Consider the following 13,407-nt stretch of genomic DNA (forward strand, 5'->3'; position numbering starts at 1 on the left):
CTACCGTGACGAAGTGACAGCTATCGCGGCGAGTCACAGCGGAGTGTGTCCGGGCTCACAGCCCAAGTGCTAGCAACGTGCTTGCAATTGCAAGCACTCTGACGCAAGGTGGAGACATGGCAAGTTCGAAGGTCGGCTCCATTGGGGAGTACATCCGGGAGCAGCGCACGCGGGCGAAGATCTCGCTCCGCCAGCTCGCCGATGTCTCGGGGATCTCCAACCCCTACCTGAGCCAGATCGAGCGCGGCCTGCGCAAGCCGAGCGCCGAGATACTGCAGCAGATCGCCAAGGGTCTGCGGATCTCCGCCGAGGCGTTGTACATCCAGGCCGGCATTCTCGAGGAACGCGAGGCCGACACGGACGTGGAGGCCGCTCTGCGGGCCGACCTGCTCCTCACGGAACGGCAGAAGCAAGTGCTGCTGGACATCTATGTGTCCTTCCGCAAGGAGAACGAAGTTGCCGACGTGCTGAACGAAGACGACATCGAGCACCACGAAGACCACATCGAGCACCAGCCAGAAGGAAAGGAAGAGGTCGGATGACGCTTGCCAGCAACCTCCGCGAGAACAAGGCCGTCTACACGTTCATCGGCGGCGGCGACTTCGCGGCCGAGAAGGTGCGCGAGCTGCCCGAGCAGGTGACCAAGGCCCGCGAGACCGCCACCAAGTACCAGGGCGAGCTCCGCGAGACCGTCGACAAGTACCGCGGCCAGGTCCGCGAGCAGGTCCGCGAGACCGTGGGCAGGTACCGCGGTGAGGCCCGCGGCGCCGCCACCAAGCTGCAGGACCGGGTCGAGGTCAAGGACCTGCCCGGCGCCGCGGTCGCGTACGTGACCCACTTCGGCACCCGCACCTTCGAGTTCATCGACGAGCTCGCCGAGCGCGGCAAGAAGGTCGTGCACCGCGAGGCCGAGGACGTCGTCGAGATCACCGAGGCGAAGCCGGCGGCCAAGACCCGCGCCGCCCAGCAGAAGAAGACCGCGCAGGCCCAGACCAGGGCCGCCGCGACCAAGAAGACCGACGCCTGAGCCGTCGCTCTTCGAGCCGATCAACGACGAGGCCCGACCGGGATCACCCGGCCGGGCCTCGTCGTTGACTACTCTGAAGGGGCACGAGGTCCATGGCCGCGACAAGAGTGGTGATCGCACGATGATGTCAGGGCTGTTCTATTTCTTCTGGTTTCTCGCGATCGTCGCGTTCGTCTTCGAGGTCATCGCGCTGATCGACGTGCTCCAGGTGCCCGAGGGTGCCTTCCCCGCCGCCGACAAGCAGACCAAGAAATTGTGGTTGATCCTGCTGGTGGTGGCCAACGTGGTCGGCCTCGGCGGCGCCGTCGGCTTCCTGCAGCTGCTGACGATGCTCCCGATCGCCGCGTTCATCGTCGCCGCGATCTATCTCGCCGACGTCAAACCCGCCGTCAAGCCGTACAAGAACAAGAAGGGCGGCGGCAACTCCAACTCCGGCCCGTACGGTCCCTGGTGACTCAGCGGCCGGGCAGGACGCCGGGCAGCCGCCGCAGGTCGGCGACCAGCCGGGCCGCGATGTAGCGGTTGCCCACCACGTTGGGATGCGTCCCGTCGGCCCGGATGTACCGGCGCGCGTTGCCCTTCCGCGTCCGCACGCTCCCGGTGATCCAGCGTCCCCGCAGCGGGTCGACGAACGGGATCGCCAGCTCGCCCGCCACCTCGCGCAGCACGTCCCGGACGACCAGCGCCGCCGGCTTCGGGTCACCTCCCCACAGCGGCCCCATCAGCACCACCCGCGTCCGTGGCCAGCGCCGCTTCATCTTGCCGAGCAGCAGCCGCGCGTTCAGCTCCACCAGCCCGGGCGGATACCAGACGTCGTTGTGGCCGCCGGAGACCAGCACCAGGTCGGGTGCCGGACGCCACGCCAGCTGCTCGTCGAAGAGCGTGCCGAACGTCCGGCCGCTCATCCCCGTGCCGACGAACCCGGTGCCGGCCCGTCCCGCGAGGATGACCTGCCAGCCCAGCCGCCGCGCCGCCTCCGCCGCGTAGGTCTGCTCCGGCCTGAGCCCGCGGATCCCCGTCGTGTAGCTGTCGCCGAGCACGAACACCACCGGCGGCCGATGGGCGGCCCGCACCGCGTCGGCGGGCCTCCACGGAGACCGCGAACGGACCGCCGAGCCCGCGCACGCGCCCAGCACGAGCAGCACCGCGATGGCGGAGATGACCAGTCGGCGCACCGCAGCGAGCCCTCTCGTGAACGCAAGTGAAAATGGCCGCGCGGGCCTAAGGTGTCGATTATGGGGAAACATCACCACGGGCGTACCGCTCGGCTCGAACTTGATGACCAATCGCTACGCGAATGGGACGCGCTGGTGCTCGCGTCAGGGCCCGAGGGAATCGTCCTCGACCGGTCCGCATTTTATCCGGGCGGCGGAGGCCAGCCGCCGGACCACGGCGTGCTCATCTGGCAGGGCGTCCAAACTCGGATCGCCGGTGTCCGCAAGGGCGACGACCTCGAACTCATCCCGGTCGAGGGCGACCCGATCCCGCCCGCCGGCACCGCCGTGACCGGGGCGGTCGAGGACGAGCGCCGCTCCGCGCTGATGCGCACCCACTCGGGCCTTCACCTCCTCTGTGGCGTCGTCTTCCGCGACTACGGCTGCCTCGTGACCGGCGGCAACATGGAGCCGCTGACGGCCCGCATGGACTTCGACCTCCGCGAGGTGCCGCCGGGCTTCAAACAGGCCGTCGAGGACGCCTGCAACGCCGAGATCGAGGCCGACCGCCGCATCGACGTCAAGGAACTGCCCCGCAAGGAGGCGTTCGAGATCCCCGACATCATCCGCACCGCCACCAACCTGGTGCCGCCGGAGGTCGAGGACGTGCGCATCGTCGACATCGTCGGGCTCGACACCCAGGCGGACGGCGGCACCCACGTCGCGTCCACCAAGCAGGTCGGCCACATCCAGATCGCCAAGATCGAGAACAAGGGCCGCGGCTTCCGCCGCCTCCGCATCAAAATCTCCGACTGAACCGACGGCCGCCTCGCCGTCCGAGACCGCGCATTCACCACTTGGCCAGCGGCCCCGGCCCGCACGCGAGCGCGCTAACGGGTCGTGAAGCAAGCCGAAGGCGAAGCTTCACGAGAGATCGCGAAGCGATGCCGTGCTCGCACGCTTGTTGGTTCGACGGCTGAGCCGCCAGGCGAGGCCATCGAGGCCAAAAAGCAAAAATAGAGTCGGACGCCGGTCGCGGGCGCCACCGCGGCCGGCGTCCGACGTTTTAGGCGGGAGCCGCCTTGCTGATTTCTGTGCCTTGGGTGAGGGCGGTCACGGAGCAGAGGCCGTTCTCTACGAGGGTGAGGGTGCGGTCCAGGGCGTCGCGCATGGCTTCCGGCGAGTAGCCGTTGCGGCGGCAGTGGACGATGACCGACTGCATGGCGCCGACGGCGATGCCCGAGGCGGCGACGGCGTCGATCTCGCTGATGCCGGGGCAGAGGTCGCGCAGGTGCTGCTGGAGCTCCTGCTGGGTGGCGGTCATGCGCTGGAGCGCGCAGGCGCGGAGGCCGGGGCGTTCGAGGATCAGCTGCACCTGGACGCCGCCGTACTCACCGTGCTCGGTGACCAGCGCCTCCATGATGTCGATCATGCTGCGGCGGATGGTCTCGATGGGGGGCTCGCCGGGCGGCCGTTGGGTGAGGCGGTCGGCCACCTCGGCGAGCCGGTCGTCGACCTCGGCGAAGACGACGTCCTCCTTGCTCGGGAAGTAGCTGAAGAACGTGCGGGGCGACACGTCGGCGGCCTCGGCGATGTCGGCGATGGTGGTCTCCTCGTAGCCGCGTTCGGCGAAGAGACGGAGCGCCTCGGTGGCGATCGTCCGGCGGGTGCGCAGCTTTTTCCGCTCGCGCAGCCCCTCGACGTGACCCATGTCACGGACACTAACACGAATGCAAACTTGCAGCTATTGCAAAAATGCACCCGTACGTGTTTTTGTGCAGATCATGGCGCGAACACTGGAGAGGCTGGGACGCCTCTGTGTACGGCGACGCCGCGCCGTCTTCGAGATCTGGATCCTGGTGATGCTCGGGGCGGGGGTCCTGGGGTTCGCCCAGGGCGGCATGTTCGTCCAGCAGAGCTCCCTGCCCGGCACCGAGACCCAGCGCGCCATCGATACCTTGCGCCAGGACTTCCCGGCGATGACCGGGCCCACCACGACCGTCGTCTTCCACGCCACGGCCGACGCGAGCCCGGGGGACTGGCGGGTCGCGCTCACCGTGGGCAAGGCCATCGAGAACCTGACCGCCCTCGACCGCGTCGCCTTCGCCGAGAACCCGTACGTCCAGGGCATGGGCGGGATGAAGAGCCACGACGCCGTCGTGATCCGGATCAACCTCAAGGGCACGATGGGCGACGTCAGCGCCGCCGACCTGGACACGTTCGACGAGGCGGTGGAGCCGGCGCGGATGGCCGGGCTGGACGTCAAGTTCGGCGGCATCGTCGCGATGATCCTCAACCAGCCGAAGGGCGGCCCCCAGGAGGGCGTGGGGATCATGCTCGCCATGCTGGTGCTGCTGCTGGCCTTCGGCTCGTTCCTGGCGGCCGGGATCCCGATCCTGGTGTCGCTCTGCGGGATGGTCATCGCCTACTCGATGATCCATTTCGCGGCGTCGGTGGTCGAGGTGCATCCGACCGCCCCGATGGTGGCCGCGATGCTCGGCATCGGCGCCGGCATCGACTATGCCCTGTTCATCGTGACGCGCTACCGGCAGCAGCTCGCCGAGGGCGACGACGTGGAGACGGCCGTCGGCCGTGCCATGGCGCATTCCGGGCATGCCGTGGTCTTCGCCGGGGGGACGGTCGTCTTCGCGATCTGCGGTCTCTTCCTGTCGGGCATCTCGTTCATCGGCCGGATCGGGCTCGCCTCCGCGTTGACGGTCGGCCTCATGGTGCTCGCCGCGCTCACGTTGCTTCCGGCTCTGCTGGGCGCGCTCGGCACGCGCATCGACCGCTACAAGTTGCCGCGCGTGCGTCCCGACCGCAGCTCCACCCGGTGGACGTCGTGGGGACGGCACGTCGATCGCAACGCCTGGCCGTACGCGATCGTCGCGACGCTCGTCCTGCTCGCGCTGTCGGTGCCGACGCTCAGCCTGCGGTTCGGCGTGATGGCCGACAGCATCTCCTCGCCCAAGATGGACTCGCGGCAGGCGTACGACATCGTCGCCAGGGAGTTCGGCGCCGGGCACTACAGCCCGTTCGTCATCGTCGCCAAGGTGCCGGGCAAGGAGCAGCGCACCGCGCCGGCCAAGCGCCAGGTGCCGACCATCAAGGGGCCGGACGGGCTCACCGGCTTCTCCGGCCCGCAGTCAATGCCCTCTCCCGCCGCCGAGAAGCCGCCGATCCCGCTGCCCAAGGGCGCGCCGGACCTCACCAAGAAGCCCGACAAGCGTGCCGTCGTGCTCGGGCAGGAGCTCAAGCGGCGCGTCTCCGAGGTGCCGGGCGTCGCGTTCACGGCCGAGCCCGTCATCACCGGCACCACCGCGATCCTCCAGGTCGTCCCGGCGACCGCGCCGCACGTCGAGGAGACGACCGACCTGGTCCATCGGTTGCGCGGCACCGAGATCCCGGCCGTCCTCGCCGGGCACCCAGGCGCGACCGTCTACCTCGGCGGCGAGAACCCAGCGATCATCGACCTGGCCGACACCGTCGGGGACCGCATGCTCACCGTGGTCATCGCCGTCGTCGGCGTCGCGCTCGTGCTGCTGATCATCGCGTTCCGCTCGATCATCGTGCCGATCAAGGCCGCGCTGATGAACCTGCTGTCCATCGGCGCCTCGTTCGGGGTCGTGACCGCCGTCTTCCAGTGGGGCTGGGGCGTCCAGGTGCTCGGCGTCGACCAGGCGATCCCCATCATGTCGTTCGTCCCGCTCTTCATGTTCGCCCTGATCTTCGGGCTCTCCATGGACTACGAGGTCTTCCTGCTGTCCCGGATCAAGGAGGAGTACGAACGGACGGGCGACGCGCACGAGAGCGTGGTGATCGGCATCGGCGCCACCGCCCGGCTCATCACCTCCGCCGCGCTCATCATGATCTTCGTCTTCGCGAGCTTCGTCCCGCAGCCCGACCCGACGGTCAAGATGATGGCCCTGGGGCTGGCGGTCGCGGTCGCCGTGGACGCCACGATCGTCCGGCTGGTCCTCGTACCGGCGCTGATGAGCCTGCTCGGCCACGCCAACTGGTGGTGGCCCGGCCGCGAGCGCCCCGTCCCGCCGCCCGCCCCGCCCGCCGACCGCGAACAGCACGCCGAACAGCTCGAACTCGAACCCATCGGCTGATCCGCGAATGCGGCCGGTCCGGGCCGGGGCGGCAGTACGCTCGGCTCGTCGCTGCGGGGAGGGCGTAATGATCACTGGTGACGCGCGGGACCGGGCGGTCGCGCTCATCGAGGACGAGGGGCTGCCCGCGTTCGTCTACGACCTGCGGGCGCTGCGCTCGCACGCGGCGGCGATCCGGGAGGCGCTGACCGTGCCCGGCGCGCCGGAGCTCTACTACGCGGCGAAGGCGAACGCCGAAGCGCCCATCTTGCGAGCGCTGGAACCGTACGTGGACGGCGTCGAGGTCGCTTCAGGCGGCGAGCTGCAGCACGTTCGCCGGGTGCTGCCGGACGCGCGGCTGGCCTTCGGTGGCCCGGGCAAGACCGACCCCGAGCTGGCGTCGATCCTGCGGCTGGGCGTCGACCGTGTCCACGTCGAGAGTCCGTACGAGTTGACCCGCCTGGCGACGCTCGCCCGCGAGACCGGGCGCGAGGCCGACGTCCTGCTGCGGGTCAACCTGGCGGGACGGCGGGACGGCGTCGCGCTGGCGATGTCGGGCCCGTTCGGCATGGACCCCGAAGCGATCGAGAGCTGCCGCGAGATCCTGGCCGCCGCGCCGTGGGTCCGTTTGAAGGGCTTCCACGCGCACCTGGCGTCCGGCCTGGAAGCACCCGAGATGCTCCAGCAGTCCGAAGAGATCCTCACCTGGGCGCGCGACCACCACGACCTGGCCGCGCCGGAGATCAACCTCGGCGGCGGGATGGCCGTGGACTACTCCGATCCCGGCCGTCTCTTCGACTGGGAGGCGTACGCGAAGGGGATCACGGGGCTGGCTCTGCCGGGGGAGACGCTCCGGATCGAGCCCGGCCGCGCCATGAGCGTCTATTGCGGCTGGTACGTGACCGACGTCCTCGACGTCAAACGCGCCCATGGCGAGTGGTACGCGATCCTGCGCGGCGGGACGATGCACATGCGCACGCCGGTCACCAAGCAGCACGACCACCCCTTCGTCGTGCTCCCGCAGGGCGGGCCGGGGCCCGCCACCGACGAGCCCGTGACGCTGGTCGGCCAGCTGTGCACGCCCAAGGACGTGTTCGCGCGGTCGGCCGCGGCGGGAAACATCGCGGTGGGTGACGTGGTGGCGTTCGCCATGGCCGGCGCCTACGCCTGGAACATCTCCCACCACGACTTCCTGATGCACCCCAAGCCGGGTTTCCACTACCTGAACGCCTGACGTTCAGCAGCCCCAGCGCCGGTCAGCGGGGGCGGGTCTCGGCGCGCTGGAAGAGCACGTAGAGCCAGGTCATCGAGGGCACCAGGATGAGCGCGCCCACGGCCAGCGCCACGAAGACGACCTGGAGAGCGGCGTCGTGGGCGGCGGCCGCGTCCAGATCGAGGTCGGCCATCTCGGCGGCGCCCCACAGGACGGTGACGACGGCGAGCGCGCCCGTGACCCGTACGGCCAGGTAGTTGCGGCGCAGGACGAGGGCGAACGAGACGATGCCCGCCGCGGCCGAGATCAGGATGAGGGGAGAGTGCACGCCCAGCGCGGCGGCGCCCGGAAGCGCGAGGAGACCGACGACGACTCCGGTGAGGATGGCGTATCCCCGGAACCGCAGCGTCGCGTCCGCGTCGGCCAGCCGCCGCGCGTCCCAGATCAGGTAGACGGCGGCCAGATACGCGCAGAGCGCGGTCGTGAGGACGCCGCCGTAGATGCCGGGCAGGCTGAGCCAGGTGGATTCGCCGGTGGCCACCGTGGTCGCTACGGCGCCCAGGCAGAACGGTGTCACGACTGAGGAGACTCCGAAAAGCCACGCGTAGGCGGGTTGGTCAGGGACGGCCTTGCTGAAGACGAACGTGCTGCCCCGGGCAACGATGCCTAGGACGGCCAAAGAGAGCGGTATCCAGTGCACGGCCATGATGTCGGCGAAGACGGGCGGGAACGCGGTCCAGGTCATCACCATGACGAAGATGAGCCAGACGTGGTTGGCCTCCCACAGCGGGCCCATGGCGTGCTCGATCACGTCCTTGTTGGAACGCCGGGGCGAGATCAGGTGCCACAGGCCGGCGCCGAAGTCGGCGCCGCCGAAGAGCAGATAGGCGGAGAGTCCCAGCAGGATCAGGCCAAGGGCGATGTCCGGGTAGCTCATCGGACTCCGGCCTCCTCACGGTCGTCGTCGCGCGGCGCGGGCGCGTCCGCGGCGGGTTCGGGTTCGGCGGGACCGGGTTCGGCGGCTTCGGCGGGCTTGGCTTCGGGTGGGCGGCGGCGCATGCGGCGCAGGACGCTGATGGTGGCGACCGCCAGGACGGCGTAGACGGCGAGCACGATGTAGAGGCCGAAGCGGAGCCCCGGGTTGGGGTTGACGGCCTCTTCGGTGCGCATCACCCCGTACACGATCCAGGGCTGGCGGCCGACCTCGGTGGTCGTCCAGCCCGCCTCCATCGCGATCGCGGCGGCGACTCCGGCGAGCGTCGCGGCACGCAGGAACCAGGGCTTCCAGGGGAGGTCGCGGTGCTTGGCGAGCTCGCCGGCCTGATCAGCGGCGGAGCCGATTCGGGGGGTGTGGGGGGTCGTCCCCCCTCGGGCGATACTGCGGGCGGAGCGGCGGCGCAGCCACCAGGCGAAGCCCCACCACGCGGCGAGCGCCAGCAGGGCCATGCCGATCGCGATCATGATCTCGAACGAGGTCTTCACGACCTCGGCGGGCGGGTGGACGTCCTCGGGGAACGCGTCGAGGCCGCGCAGGGTGGCCTTGGAGTCGAACTTCAGCATCAGCGAGAGCGCGTTCGGGATCTCGATGAACGCGAACTTGAACGGCACCCCGTCCTGCGTGTGCTCGATGCCCTCCATCGCCGCGAACTTGATCGGCTGGTTCTCGGAGACGAAGCGGGACGCCCAGTCGCCGACCGCGACCTGGAGCGGGGCGCACACCGCGCCGAGCGTGAACGGGATCGCGAAGCCGAGCCGGTTGTAGCGGTCGACGCGGCCCGCGCGATGGTCGCGCAGCAGGGCGACGGCGTAGACGGAGGCGACGATGAAACCGCAGACCATGAGCGAGGCCAGGATCAGGTGGACGGCCTGCACCGGAGTCGCCGGGTTGAACATCGCCGCCAGCGGGTCGACGTCCGTCACCTCGCCGTTCACCAGCTTGAAGCCGCGCGGCTGGTTCATCCAGGAGTTGACGGTGACCACGAACGACGCGGAGAGCAGCCCCGCGATCACGACCGGGATGCCGGTGATGAAGTGGGCGCGCGGCGAGAGCCTGTCCCAGCCGTAGAGGTAGACGCCCATGAAGATCGCCTCGATGAAGAACGCGATGCCCTCCAGGGCGAAGGCGGCGCCGAACACCTGGCCGTACTTGTCCATGAAGCCGGGCCACAGGGTGCCCATCTCGAACGACAGCACGGTGCCGGACACCGCGCCGACCGCGAACAGCACGCCCGCGGCCTTCATCCAGCGCCGTGCCAGCTCGGCGTAGACGCGGTCGCCGGTACGGAGCGACCGCCACTCGGCGAGGAGGGTCAGCGCCGGGAGCCCGATCCCGATGCTGGCCAGGATGATGTGGAAGCCCAGCGTGAAGGCCATCTGCTGGCGGGCCGCCATGAAGTCGGCCGGGGTGGCGGCGCCGTGGGCCGGGTCCCCGAGGGGAGCGGCCACGGCGGCGAGGAGCGCAGCGGAGCTCATACGACCGACTGTAGTACTACAAGCTGTAGTACTCAGCTTCGTAGTACTACCTGCCGTGGTGACATGCCTCTCAGTCGGTTAACCTGGATCCCGTGAAGGGTCTGGGAGAGCTTGAACGCACGGTCATGGAGGTCCTCTGGGCGCGGGAGGACGCTGGTCACGAAGCGGCCACCGCCCGCGACGTGAGCCGCGCCCTCGCCGGTGACCGTGACCTCGCGCACACCACGATCATGACGGTCCTCGACAGGCTCGCCAAGAAGGGCTTCCTGGAGCGCGAGCGCGACGGCCGCGCCTGGCGCTACAGCCCGTCGGCGAGCCGCGAGGGGTACGTCGCCGAGCTGATGCTGGGCGCCCTCAACGAGACCGGCGACCGCGACGCCGCCCTGGCCCACTTCGTCCGCTCGGTCACCGACGACGAGGCCGCCGTGATCCGTGAGGCCCTGCTGAGCCTCACCCTCAAGGAGCCACCGGCATGACCGGCACCGCCCTGCTCGCACTGATGTCGATGGGGACCGTCGGCGGGGCGCACGTGCTGTCCAAGGCGCGCTGGACGTGGCGCGCCCCCCGGACCGCGATCGTCCTCTGGCAGGCGCTCGGCCTCGGCTGGGGGCTCGCCACGATCGGCACCCTGCTGGGCGTGGCGCTGCTGCCCTACGACAAGGGCATCGCCGGCGGCGTGCCCGCGCTCCTCGCCGACCAGGCCGGACGTCTGGACGCGGCCCACGTGACCGCGCTGTTCGCGGCCGTGAGCCTCACCGCGGTGCTGCTGGCCATGCTGATGTACGCGGTGTTCCGCGTGGTGCGGGCCCGGCGGCGGCACCGGGCGCTGCTGGCCCTCGTCTCGCGCAGCGACTCCGCGGCCCCCGGCACCCTCGTCCTCGACCATCCGGAGGCCGCCGCGTACTGCGTGCCCGGCGTCCGTTCGTCCAAGGTGGTCGTGAGCGCCGGCACCCTCGAACTGCTCGACCCGGCCGAGCTGGCCGCGGTGCTGGCGCACGAGCGCGCGCACGCCCGCGAGCGCCACGACCTCGTGTTGCTGCCGTTCGCCTCGCTCCGCCAGGTCTTCCCGCAGATCCGGCTGGTCGGGCGATGTCTCGACGCGGTCGAGCTGCTGATCGAGATGGCCGCCGACGACCGGGCCAAGCACCACCGCGCCCCGCGCGAGCTCGCCACCGCCCTGCTCCGGTTCGCCGCGGCCCGCCCGCCGGCCGCCCCGTCCGGCACCCTCGGCGCCGCGACCACCGACGGCATCCCGGTCATGGCGCGGGTGCACCGGCTGCTGGAGCCGGAGCTCCCGCGCCGGTCCACCCGGCTGGCGGCGATGGTGGCGGTGCCGATCATCGCCGGTGTCCCCATCCTGCTGTACGCGCTGCCGCACTGAGCCGTTTTCGCCCTGGTCAGCCGTTGGCCGGGGCGTCCAGGGCGATGCCGTAGACCCGGTCCACGCTGATCTTGATCACCACGCGCCGGTCCTTCGCCACCTGCTCCAGGAACGCCGCCTCGTCCGCCGGGTCCGCGAAGCCGCCGGCCATGGCGAGCAGTTCGCGCGAGGTCGTGTCACCCGCCACCGTGCTCGGCTCTGACACCTCCGCCTCGCCCTCGGCGACCGCGTACGACAGCACGGTGTCGCCCTGGACGTGCAGCACGGCGCGCGGGTCGCGCTCAAGGTGGCGCACCTTGATCCGCCCCTCGGCCGACGAGATCCGGATCGTCCGCGTCGCCGCGTCCCACGTGTAGACCATCGAGGCGAGGTGCGGGTGTCCGCTGCGCTTGACGGTCGCCAGGACGCCGAACTGCCCACGCGTGAGGATCGCGTCGATCTCCCCCTCGGAGAGGAGACGGGCTCCGGGGCCCTGTCCCGGGCCGTACTCGGTCTGCGTCGCTTCGGTCGTTTCAGTCATCGGCTCAATCCTTTTCAGCTGGGTCAGGGATTCAGGCGGCCACAACGGGCTGGGCCGGGGTTTCCGCTGTGACGGGGGCCGCCTCCGCCTTGGGCTCGCGGAGGACGATGAGGGCCACGACGAGGGCGGCCACGAGGAGCCCGGCCGAGACCGTGAACGCGAGGTGGTAGCCGTTGGTCAGCGCGACGGCCTCGCTCTTGCCCTCGCCCAGCAGCCGCTCGGTCTTCGCGGCGGCCAGCGTGGACAGGACCGCGACGCCGAGCGCCATGCCGATCTGCTGCGTGGTGTTGAAGAGGCCGGAGGCCAGGCCCGCGTCGTCGGCCTTCGCGCCGGACATGCCCAGGTTGGCCAGCGCCGGGAGAACGAGGCCGCCGCCGGCGATGAGCACCATCACGGGGAGCAGGTCGGTGACGTAGGCGGCGTTCACCGGGATGCGGGTGAGCCAGGCCATCGAGCCGAACAGCAGCGCCAGCCCGGTCACCAGGACGGTCCGGGTGCCGAGGCGGGCGATGAGCCGCGCCGAGACGAAGAGGGAGACGCCGCCGATCGCGACCGCCGCCGGCAGCATGGCGAGCCCGGTCTCCAGGGCGGTGTAGTGGAGGACCTTCTGCATGTAGAGCGCGACGATGATCTGGAAGGCGAACATCGCCGAGAGGGTCAGCATCTGGACGACGTTGGCACCGGAGACGTTGCGCGACCGGAAGACGCGCAGCGGCATCAGCGGAGTGGCGGCCCTGGCCTGCCGGACGATGAACGCGGCGAGCAGGGCCAGCGAGACGGCGCCGAGGCCCAGGGTGTGACCCGCGAGCCAGCCGTGCTCCTCGACCTTGACCACGGTGTAGATGCCCAGCATCAGACCGGCGGTGACCAGGACGGCACCGGCGATGTCCGCGCCCGAGGCGAGCCCGAGGCCGCGGTCCCGGGGCAGGGCCGGGATCGCCGCCGCGATCGTGAGCAGGCCGATCGGCAGGTTGATCAGGAAGATCCAGTGCCAGTTGAGGGCGTCGGTGAGCACGCCGCCCAGGACCTGGCCGATCGAGGCGCCCGCGGCGCCGGTGAAGCTGAAGACGCCGATCGCCTTGGCGCGCTCGCGCGGCTCGGTGAACAGCGTCACGAGGATGCCCAGCACGACCGCCGAGGCCATGGCGCTGCCGACGCCTTGCAGGAACCGGGCGGCGATCAGCACGCCGGGGGTGGTGGCGGCGCCCGCCAGCAGCGAGGCGGCGGTGAAGACGCCGTTTCCGGCGAGGAACATCGTCTTGCGGCCGATCAGGTCCCCGAGGCGTCCGGCCAGGAGCAGCAGGCCGCCGAACGCGATCAGGTAGGCGTTGACGGTCCAGCTCAGGCCGGCGGGCGAGAACCCGAGATCGCTCTGGATGGCCGGCATCGCCACGGTCACGATGCTGCCGTCGAGGATGGTCATCAGCCCGGCGGCCGACAGGACGGTCAGCGCGAGCCAGCGCGACCTGGGAGGTGCGGTGTCGGACATGGTCTCTCCTTGGTGGGGCTCGAACGAGCGCCGATAGAGAGACCGTAACAGATAGTT

General features: G+C 70.3%; 14 protein-coding genes. 8 read left to right on the forward strand and 6 right to left on the reverse strand.

Annotation, left to right across the window (positions count from 1 at the left end; genetic code table 11):
- The first annotated feature begins 116 nt into the window (after window positions 1–116).
- The 3 genes from ACGFNU_RS46690 to ACGFNU_RS46700 all read left to right on the forward strand — a co-directional run bounded on the left by ACGFNU_RS46690 (window position 117) and on the right by ACGFNU_RS46700 (window position 1,481).
- Complete coding sequence (locus ACGFNU_RS46690; RefSeq protein WP_392603166.1) at window positions 117–542, forward strand: helix-turn-helix domain-containing protein; 426 nt, start codon at window positions 117–119, stop codon at window positions 540–542.
- A complete protein-coding gene (locus tag ACGFNU_RS46695) occupies window positions 539–1,027 on the forward strand; it encodes a hypothetical protein (protein ID WP_392603168.1) in 489 nt (162 codons plus the stop codon). The genes ACGFNU_RS46690 and ACGFNU_RS46695 overlap by 4 nt, the downstream gene beginning before the upstream one ends.
- A 121-nt stretch (window positions 1,028–1,148) precedes the next feature.
- On the forward strand, window positions 1,149–1,481 hold the full coding sequence (locus ACGFNU_RS46700) for a DUF2516 family protein (protein ID WP_392603170.1): 333 nt from the start codon (window positions 1,149–1,151) through the stop codon (window positions 1,479–1,481).
- Between the two features lies 1 nt (window position 1,482).
- On the opposite strand, the gene ACGFNU_RS46705 is transcribed toward ACGFNU_RS46700, so the two are convergent.
- A complete protein-coding gene (locus tag ACGFNU_RS46705) occupies window positions 1,483–2,202 on the reverse strand; it encodes an SGNH/GDSL hydrolase family protein (RefSeq protein WP_392603172.1) in 720 nt (239 codons plus the stop codon).
- Between the two features lie 60 nt (window positions 2,203–2,262).
- Between ACGFNU_RS46705 and ACGFNU_RS46710 the strand changes: the two genes are divergently transcribed.
- A complete protein-coding gene (locus ACGFNU_RS46710; protein ID WP_392603174.1) occupies window positions 2,263–2,997 on the forward strand; it encodes an alanyl-tRNA editing protein in 735 nt (244 codons plus the stop codon).
- Between the two features lie 250 nt (window positions 2,998–3,247).
- Here the strand turns inward: ACGFNU_RS46710 and ACGFNU_RS46715 are convergent, their stop codons facing one another.
- Window positions 3,248–3,892: a TetR/AcrR family transcriptional regulator gene (locus ACGFNU_RS46715; RefSeq protein ID WP_392603176.1), complete on the reverse strand. Its 645-nt coding sequence runs from the start codon at window positions 3,890–3,892 to the stop codon at window positions 3,248–3,250.
- A 73-nt stretch (window positions 3,893–3,965) separates the two neighbouring features.
- Between ACGFNU_RS46715 and ACGFNU_RS46720 the strand changes: the two genes are divergently transcribed.
- Together ACGFNU_RS46720 and ACGFNU_RS46725 are read left to right on the forward strand one after the other, a co-directional pair.
- On the forward strand, window positions 3,966–6,296 hold the full coding sequence (locus tag ACGFNU_RS46720) for an MMPL family transporter (protein ID WP_392603177.1): 2,331 nt from the start codon (window positions 3,966–3,968) through the stop codon (window positions 6,294–6,296).
- 67 nt (window positions 6,297–6,363) lie between these two features.
- Window positions 6,364–7,509 carry a type III PLP-dependent enzyme gene (locus ACGFNU_RS46725; protein ID WP_392603179.1) on the forward strand — a complete coding sequence of 382 codons (1,146 nt, stop codon included), beginning with the start codon at window positions 6,364–6,366 and terminating at the stop codon, window positions 7,507–7,509.
- Between the two features lie 22 nt (window positions 7,510–7,531).
- On the opposite strand, the gene ACGFNU_RS46730 is transcribed toward ACGFNU_RS46725, so the two are convergent.
- Entirely contained in the window at window positions 7,532–8,425 is an 894-nt protein-coding gene (locus ACGFNU_RS46730; protein ID WP_392603180.1) for a cytochrome d ubiquinol oxidase subunit II, read from the reverse strand.
- Entirely contained in the window at window positions 8,422–9,960 is a 1,539-nt protein-coding gene (locus ACGFNU_RS46735; RefSeq protein ID WP_392603182.1) for a cytochrome ubiquinol oxidase subunit I, read from the reverse strand. The genes ACGFNU_RS46730 and ACGFNU_RS46735 overlap by 4 nt, the downstream gene beginning before the upstream one ends.
- Before the next feature lie 92 nt (window positions 9,961–10,052).
- On the opposite strand from ACGFNU_RS46735, the gene ACGFNU_RS46740 reads away from it, so the two are divergent.
- Together ACGFNU_RS46740 and ACGFNU_RS46745 are read left to right on the forward strand one after the other, a co-directional pair.
- Complete coding sequence (locus ACGFNU_RS46740) at window positions 10,053–10,436, forward strand: BlaI/MecI/CopY family transcriptional regulator (protein WP_392603183.1); 384 nt, start codon at window positions 10,053–10,055, stop codon at window positions 10,434–10,436.
- Window positions 10,433–11,341, forward strand: coding sequence for a M56 family metallopeptidase (locus ACGFNU_RS46745; protein WP_392603184.1), 909 nt, complete (start codon window positions 10,433–10,435; stop codon window positions 11,339–11,341). The genes ACGFNU_RS46740 and ACGFNU_RS46745 overlap by 4 nt, the downstream gene beginning before the upstream one ends.
- Window positions 11,342–11,357: 16 nt before the next feature.
- On the opposite strand, the gene ACGFNU_RS46750 is transcribed toward ACGFNU_RS46745, so the two are convergent.
- Both ACGFNU_RS46750 and ACGFNU_RS46755 read right to left on the reverse strand, forming a co-directional pair.
- On the reverse strand, window positions 11,358–11,861 hold the full coding sequence (locus ACGFNU_RS46750; protein WP_392603185.1) for a TIGR03618 family F420-dependent PPOX class oxidoreductase: 504 nt from the start codon (window positions 11,859–11,861) through the stop codon (window positions 11,358–11,360).
- A gap of 31 nt (window positions 11,862–11,892) precedes the next feature.
- Entirely contained in the window at window positions 11,893–13,350 is a 1,458-nt protein-coding gene (locus ACGFNU_RS46755; RefSeq protein WP_392603186.1) for an MFS transporter, read from the reverse strand.
- Window positions 13,351–13,407: the final 57 nt, after the last annotated feature.

The organism is Spirillospora sp. NPDC048911 (assembly GCF_043198015.1).
Lineage (GTDB): Bacteria > Actinomycetota > Actinomycetes > Streptosporangiales > Streptosporangiaceae > Spirillospora.

What these genes read in the sequence shown, in the direction of transcription:
- ACGFNU_RS46715 (WP_392603176.1), bottom strand. Translation starts at nt 3,892, where the DNA reads ATGGGTCACGTCGAGGGGCTGCGCGAGCGGAAAAAGCTGCGCACCCGC.
- ACGFNU_RS46730 (WP_392603180.1), bottom strand. Translation starts at nt 8,425, where the DNA reads ATGAGCTACCCGGACATCGCCCTTGGCCTGATCCTGCTGGGACTCTCC.
- ACGFNU_RS46700 (WP_392603170.1), top strand. Translation starts at nt 1,149, where the DNA reads ATGATGTCAGGGCTGTTCTATTTCTTCTGGTTTCTCGCGATCGTCGCG.
- ACGFNU_RS46745 (WP_392603184.1), top strand. Translation starts at nt 10,433, where the DNA reads ATGACCGGCACCGCCCTGCTCGCACTGATGTCGATGGGGACCGTCGGC.
- ACGFNU_RS46735 (WP_392603182.1), bottom strand. Translation starts at nt 9,960, where the DNA reads ATGAGCTCCGCTGCGCTCCTCGCCGCCGTGGCCGCTCCCCTCGGGGAC.
- ACGFNU_RS46695 (WP_392603168.1), top strand. Translation starts at nt 539, where the DNA reads ATGACGCTTGCCAGCAACCTCCGCGAGAACAAGGCCGTCTACACGTTC.
- ACGFNU_RS46710 (WP_392603174.1), top strand. Translation starts at nt 2,263, where the DNA reads ATGGGGAAACATCACCACGGGCGTACCGCTCGGCTCGAACTTGATGAC.
- ACGFNU_RS46750 (WP_392603185.1), bottom strand. Translation starts at nt 11,861, where the DNA reads ATGACTGAAACGACCGAAGCGACGCAGACCGAGTACGGCCCGGGACAG.
- ACGFNU_RS46725 (WP_392603179.1), top strand. Translation starts at nt 6,364, where the DNA reads ATGATCACTGGTGACGCGCGGGACCGGGCGGTCGCGCTCATCGAGGAC.
- ACGFNU_RS46690 (WP_392603166.1), top strand. Translation starts at nt 117, where the DNA reads ATGGCAAGTTCGAAGGTCGGCTCCATTGGGGAGTACATCCGGGAGCAG.
- ACGFNU_RS46720 (WP_392603177.1), top strand. Translation starts at nt 3,966, where the DNA reads ATGGCGCGAACACTGGAGAGGCTGGGACGCCTCTGTGTACGGCGACGC.
- ACGFNU_RS46755 (WP_392603186.1), bottom strand. Translation starts at nt 13,350, where the DNA reads ATGTCCGACACCGCACCTCCCAGGTCGCGCTGGCTCGCGCTGACCGTC.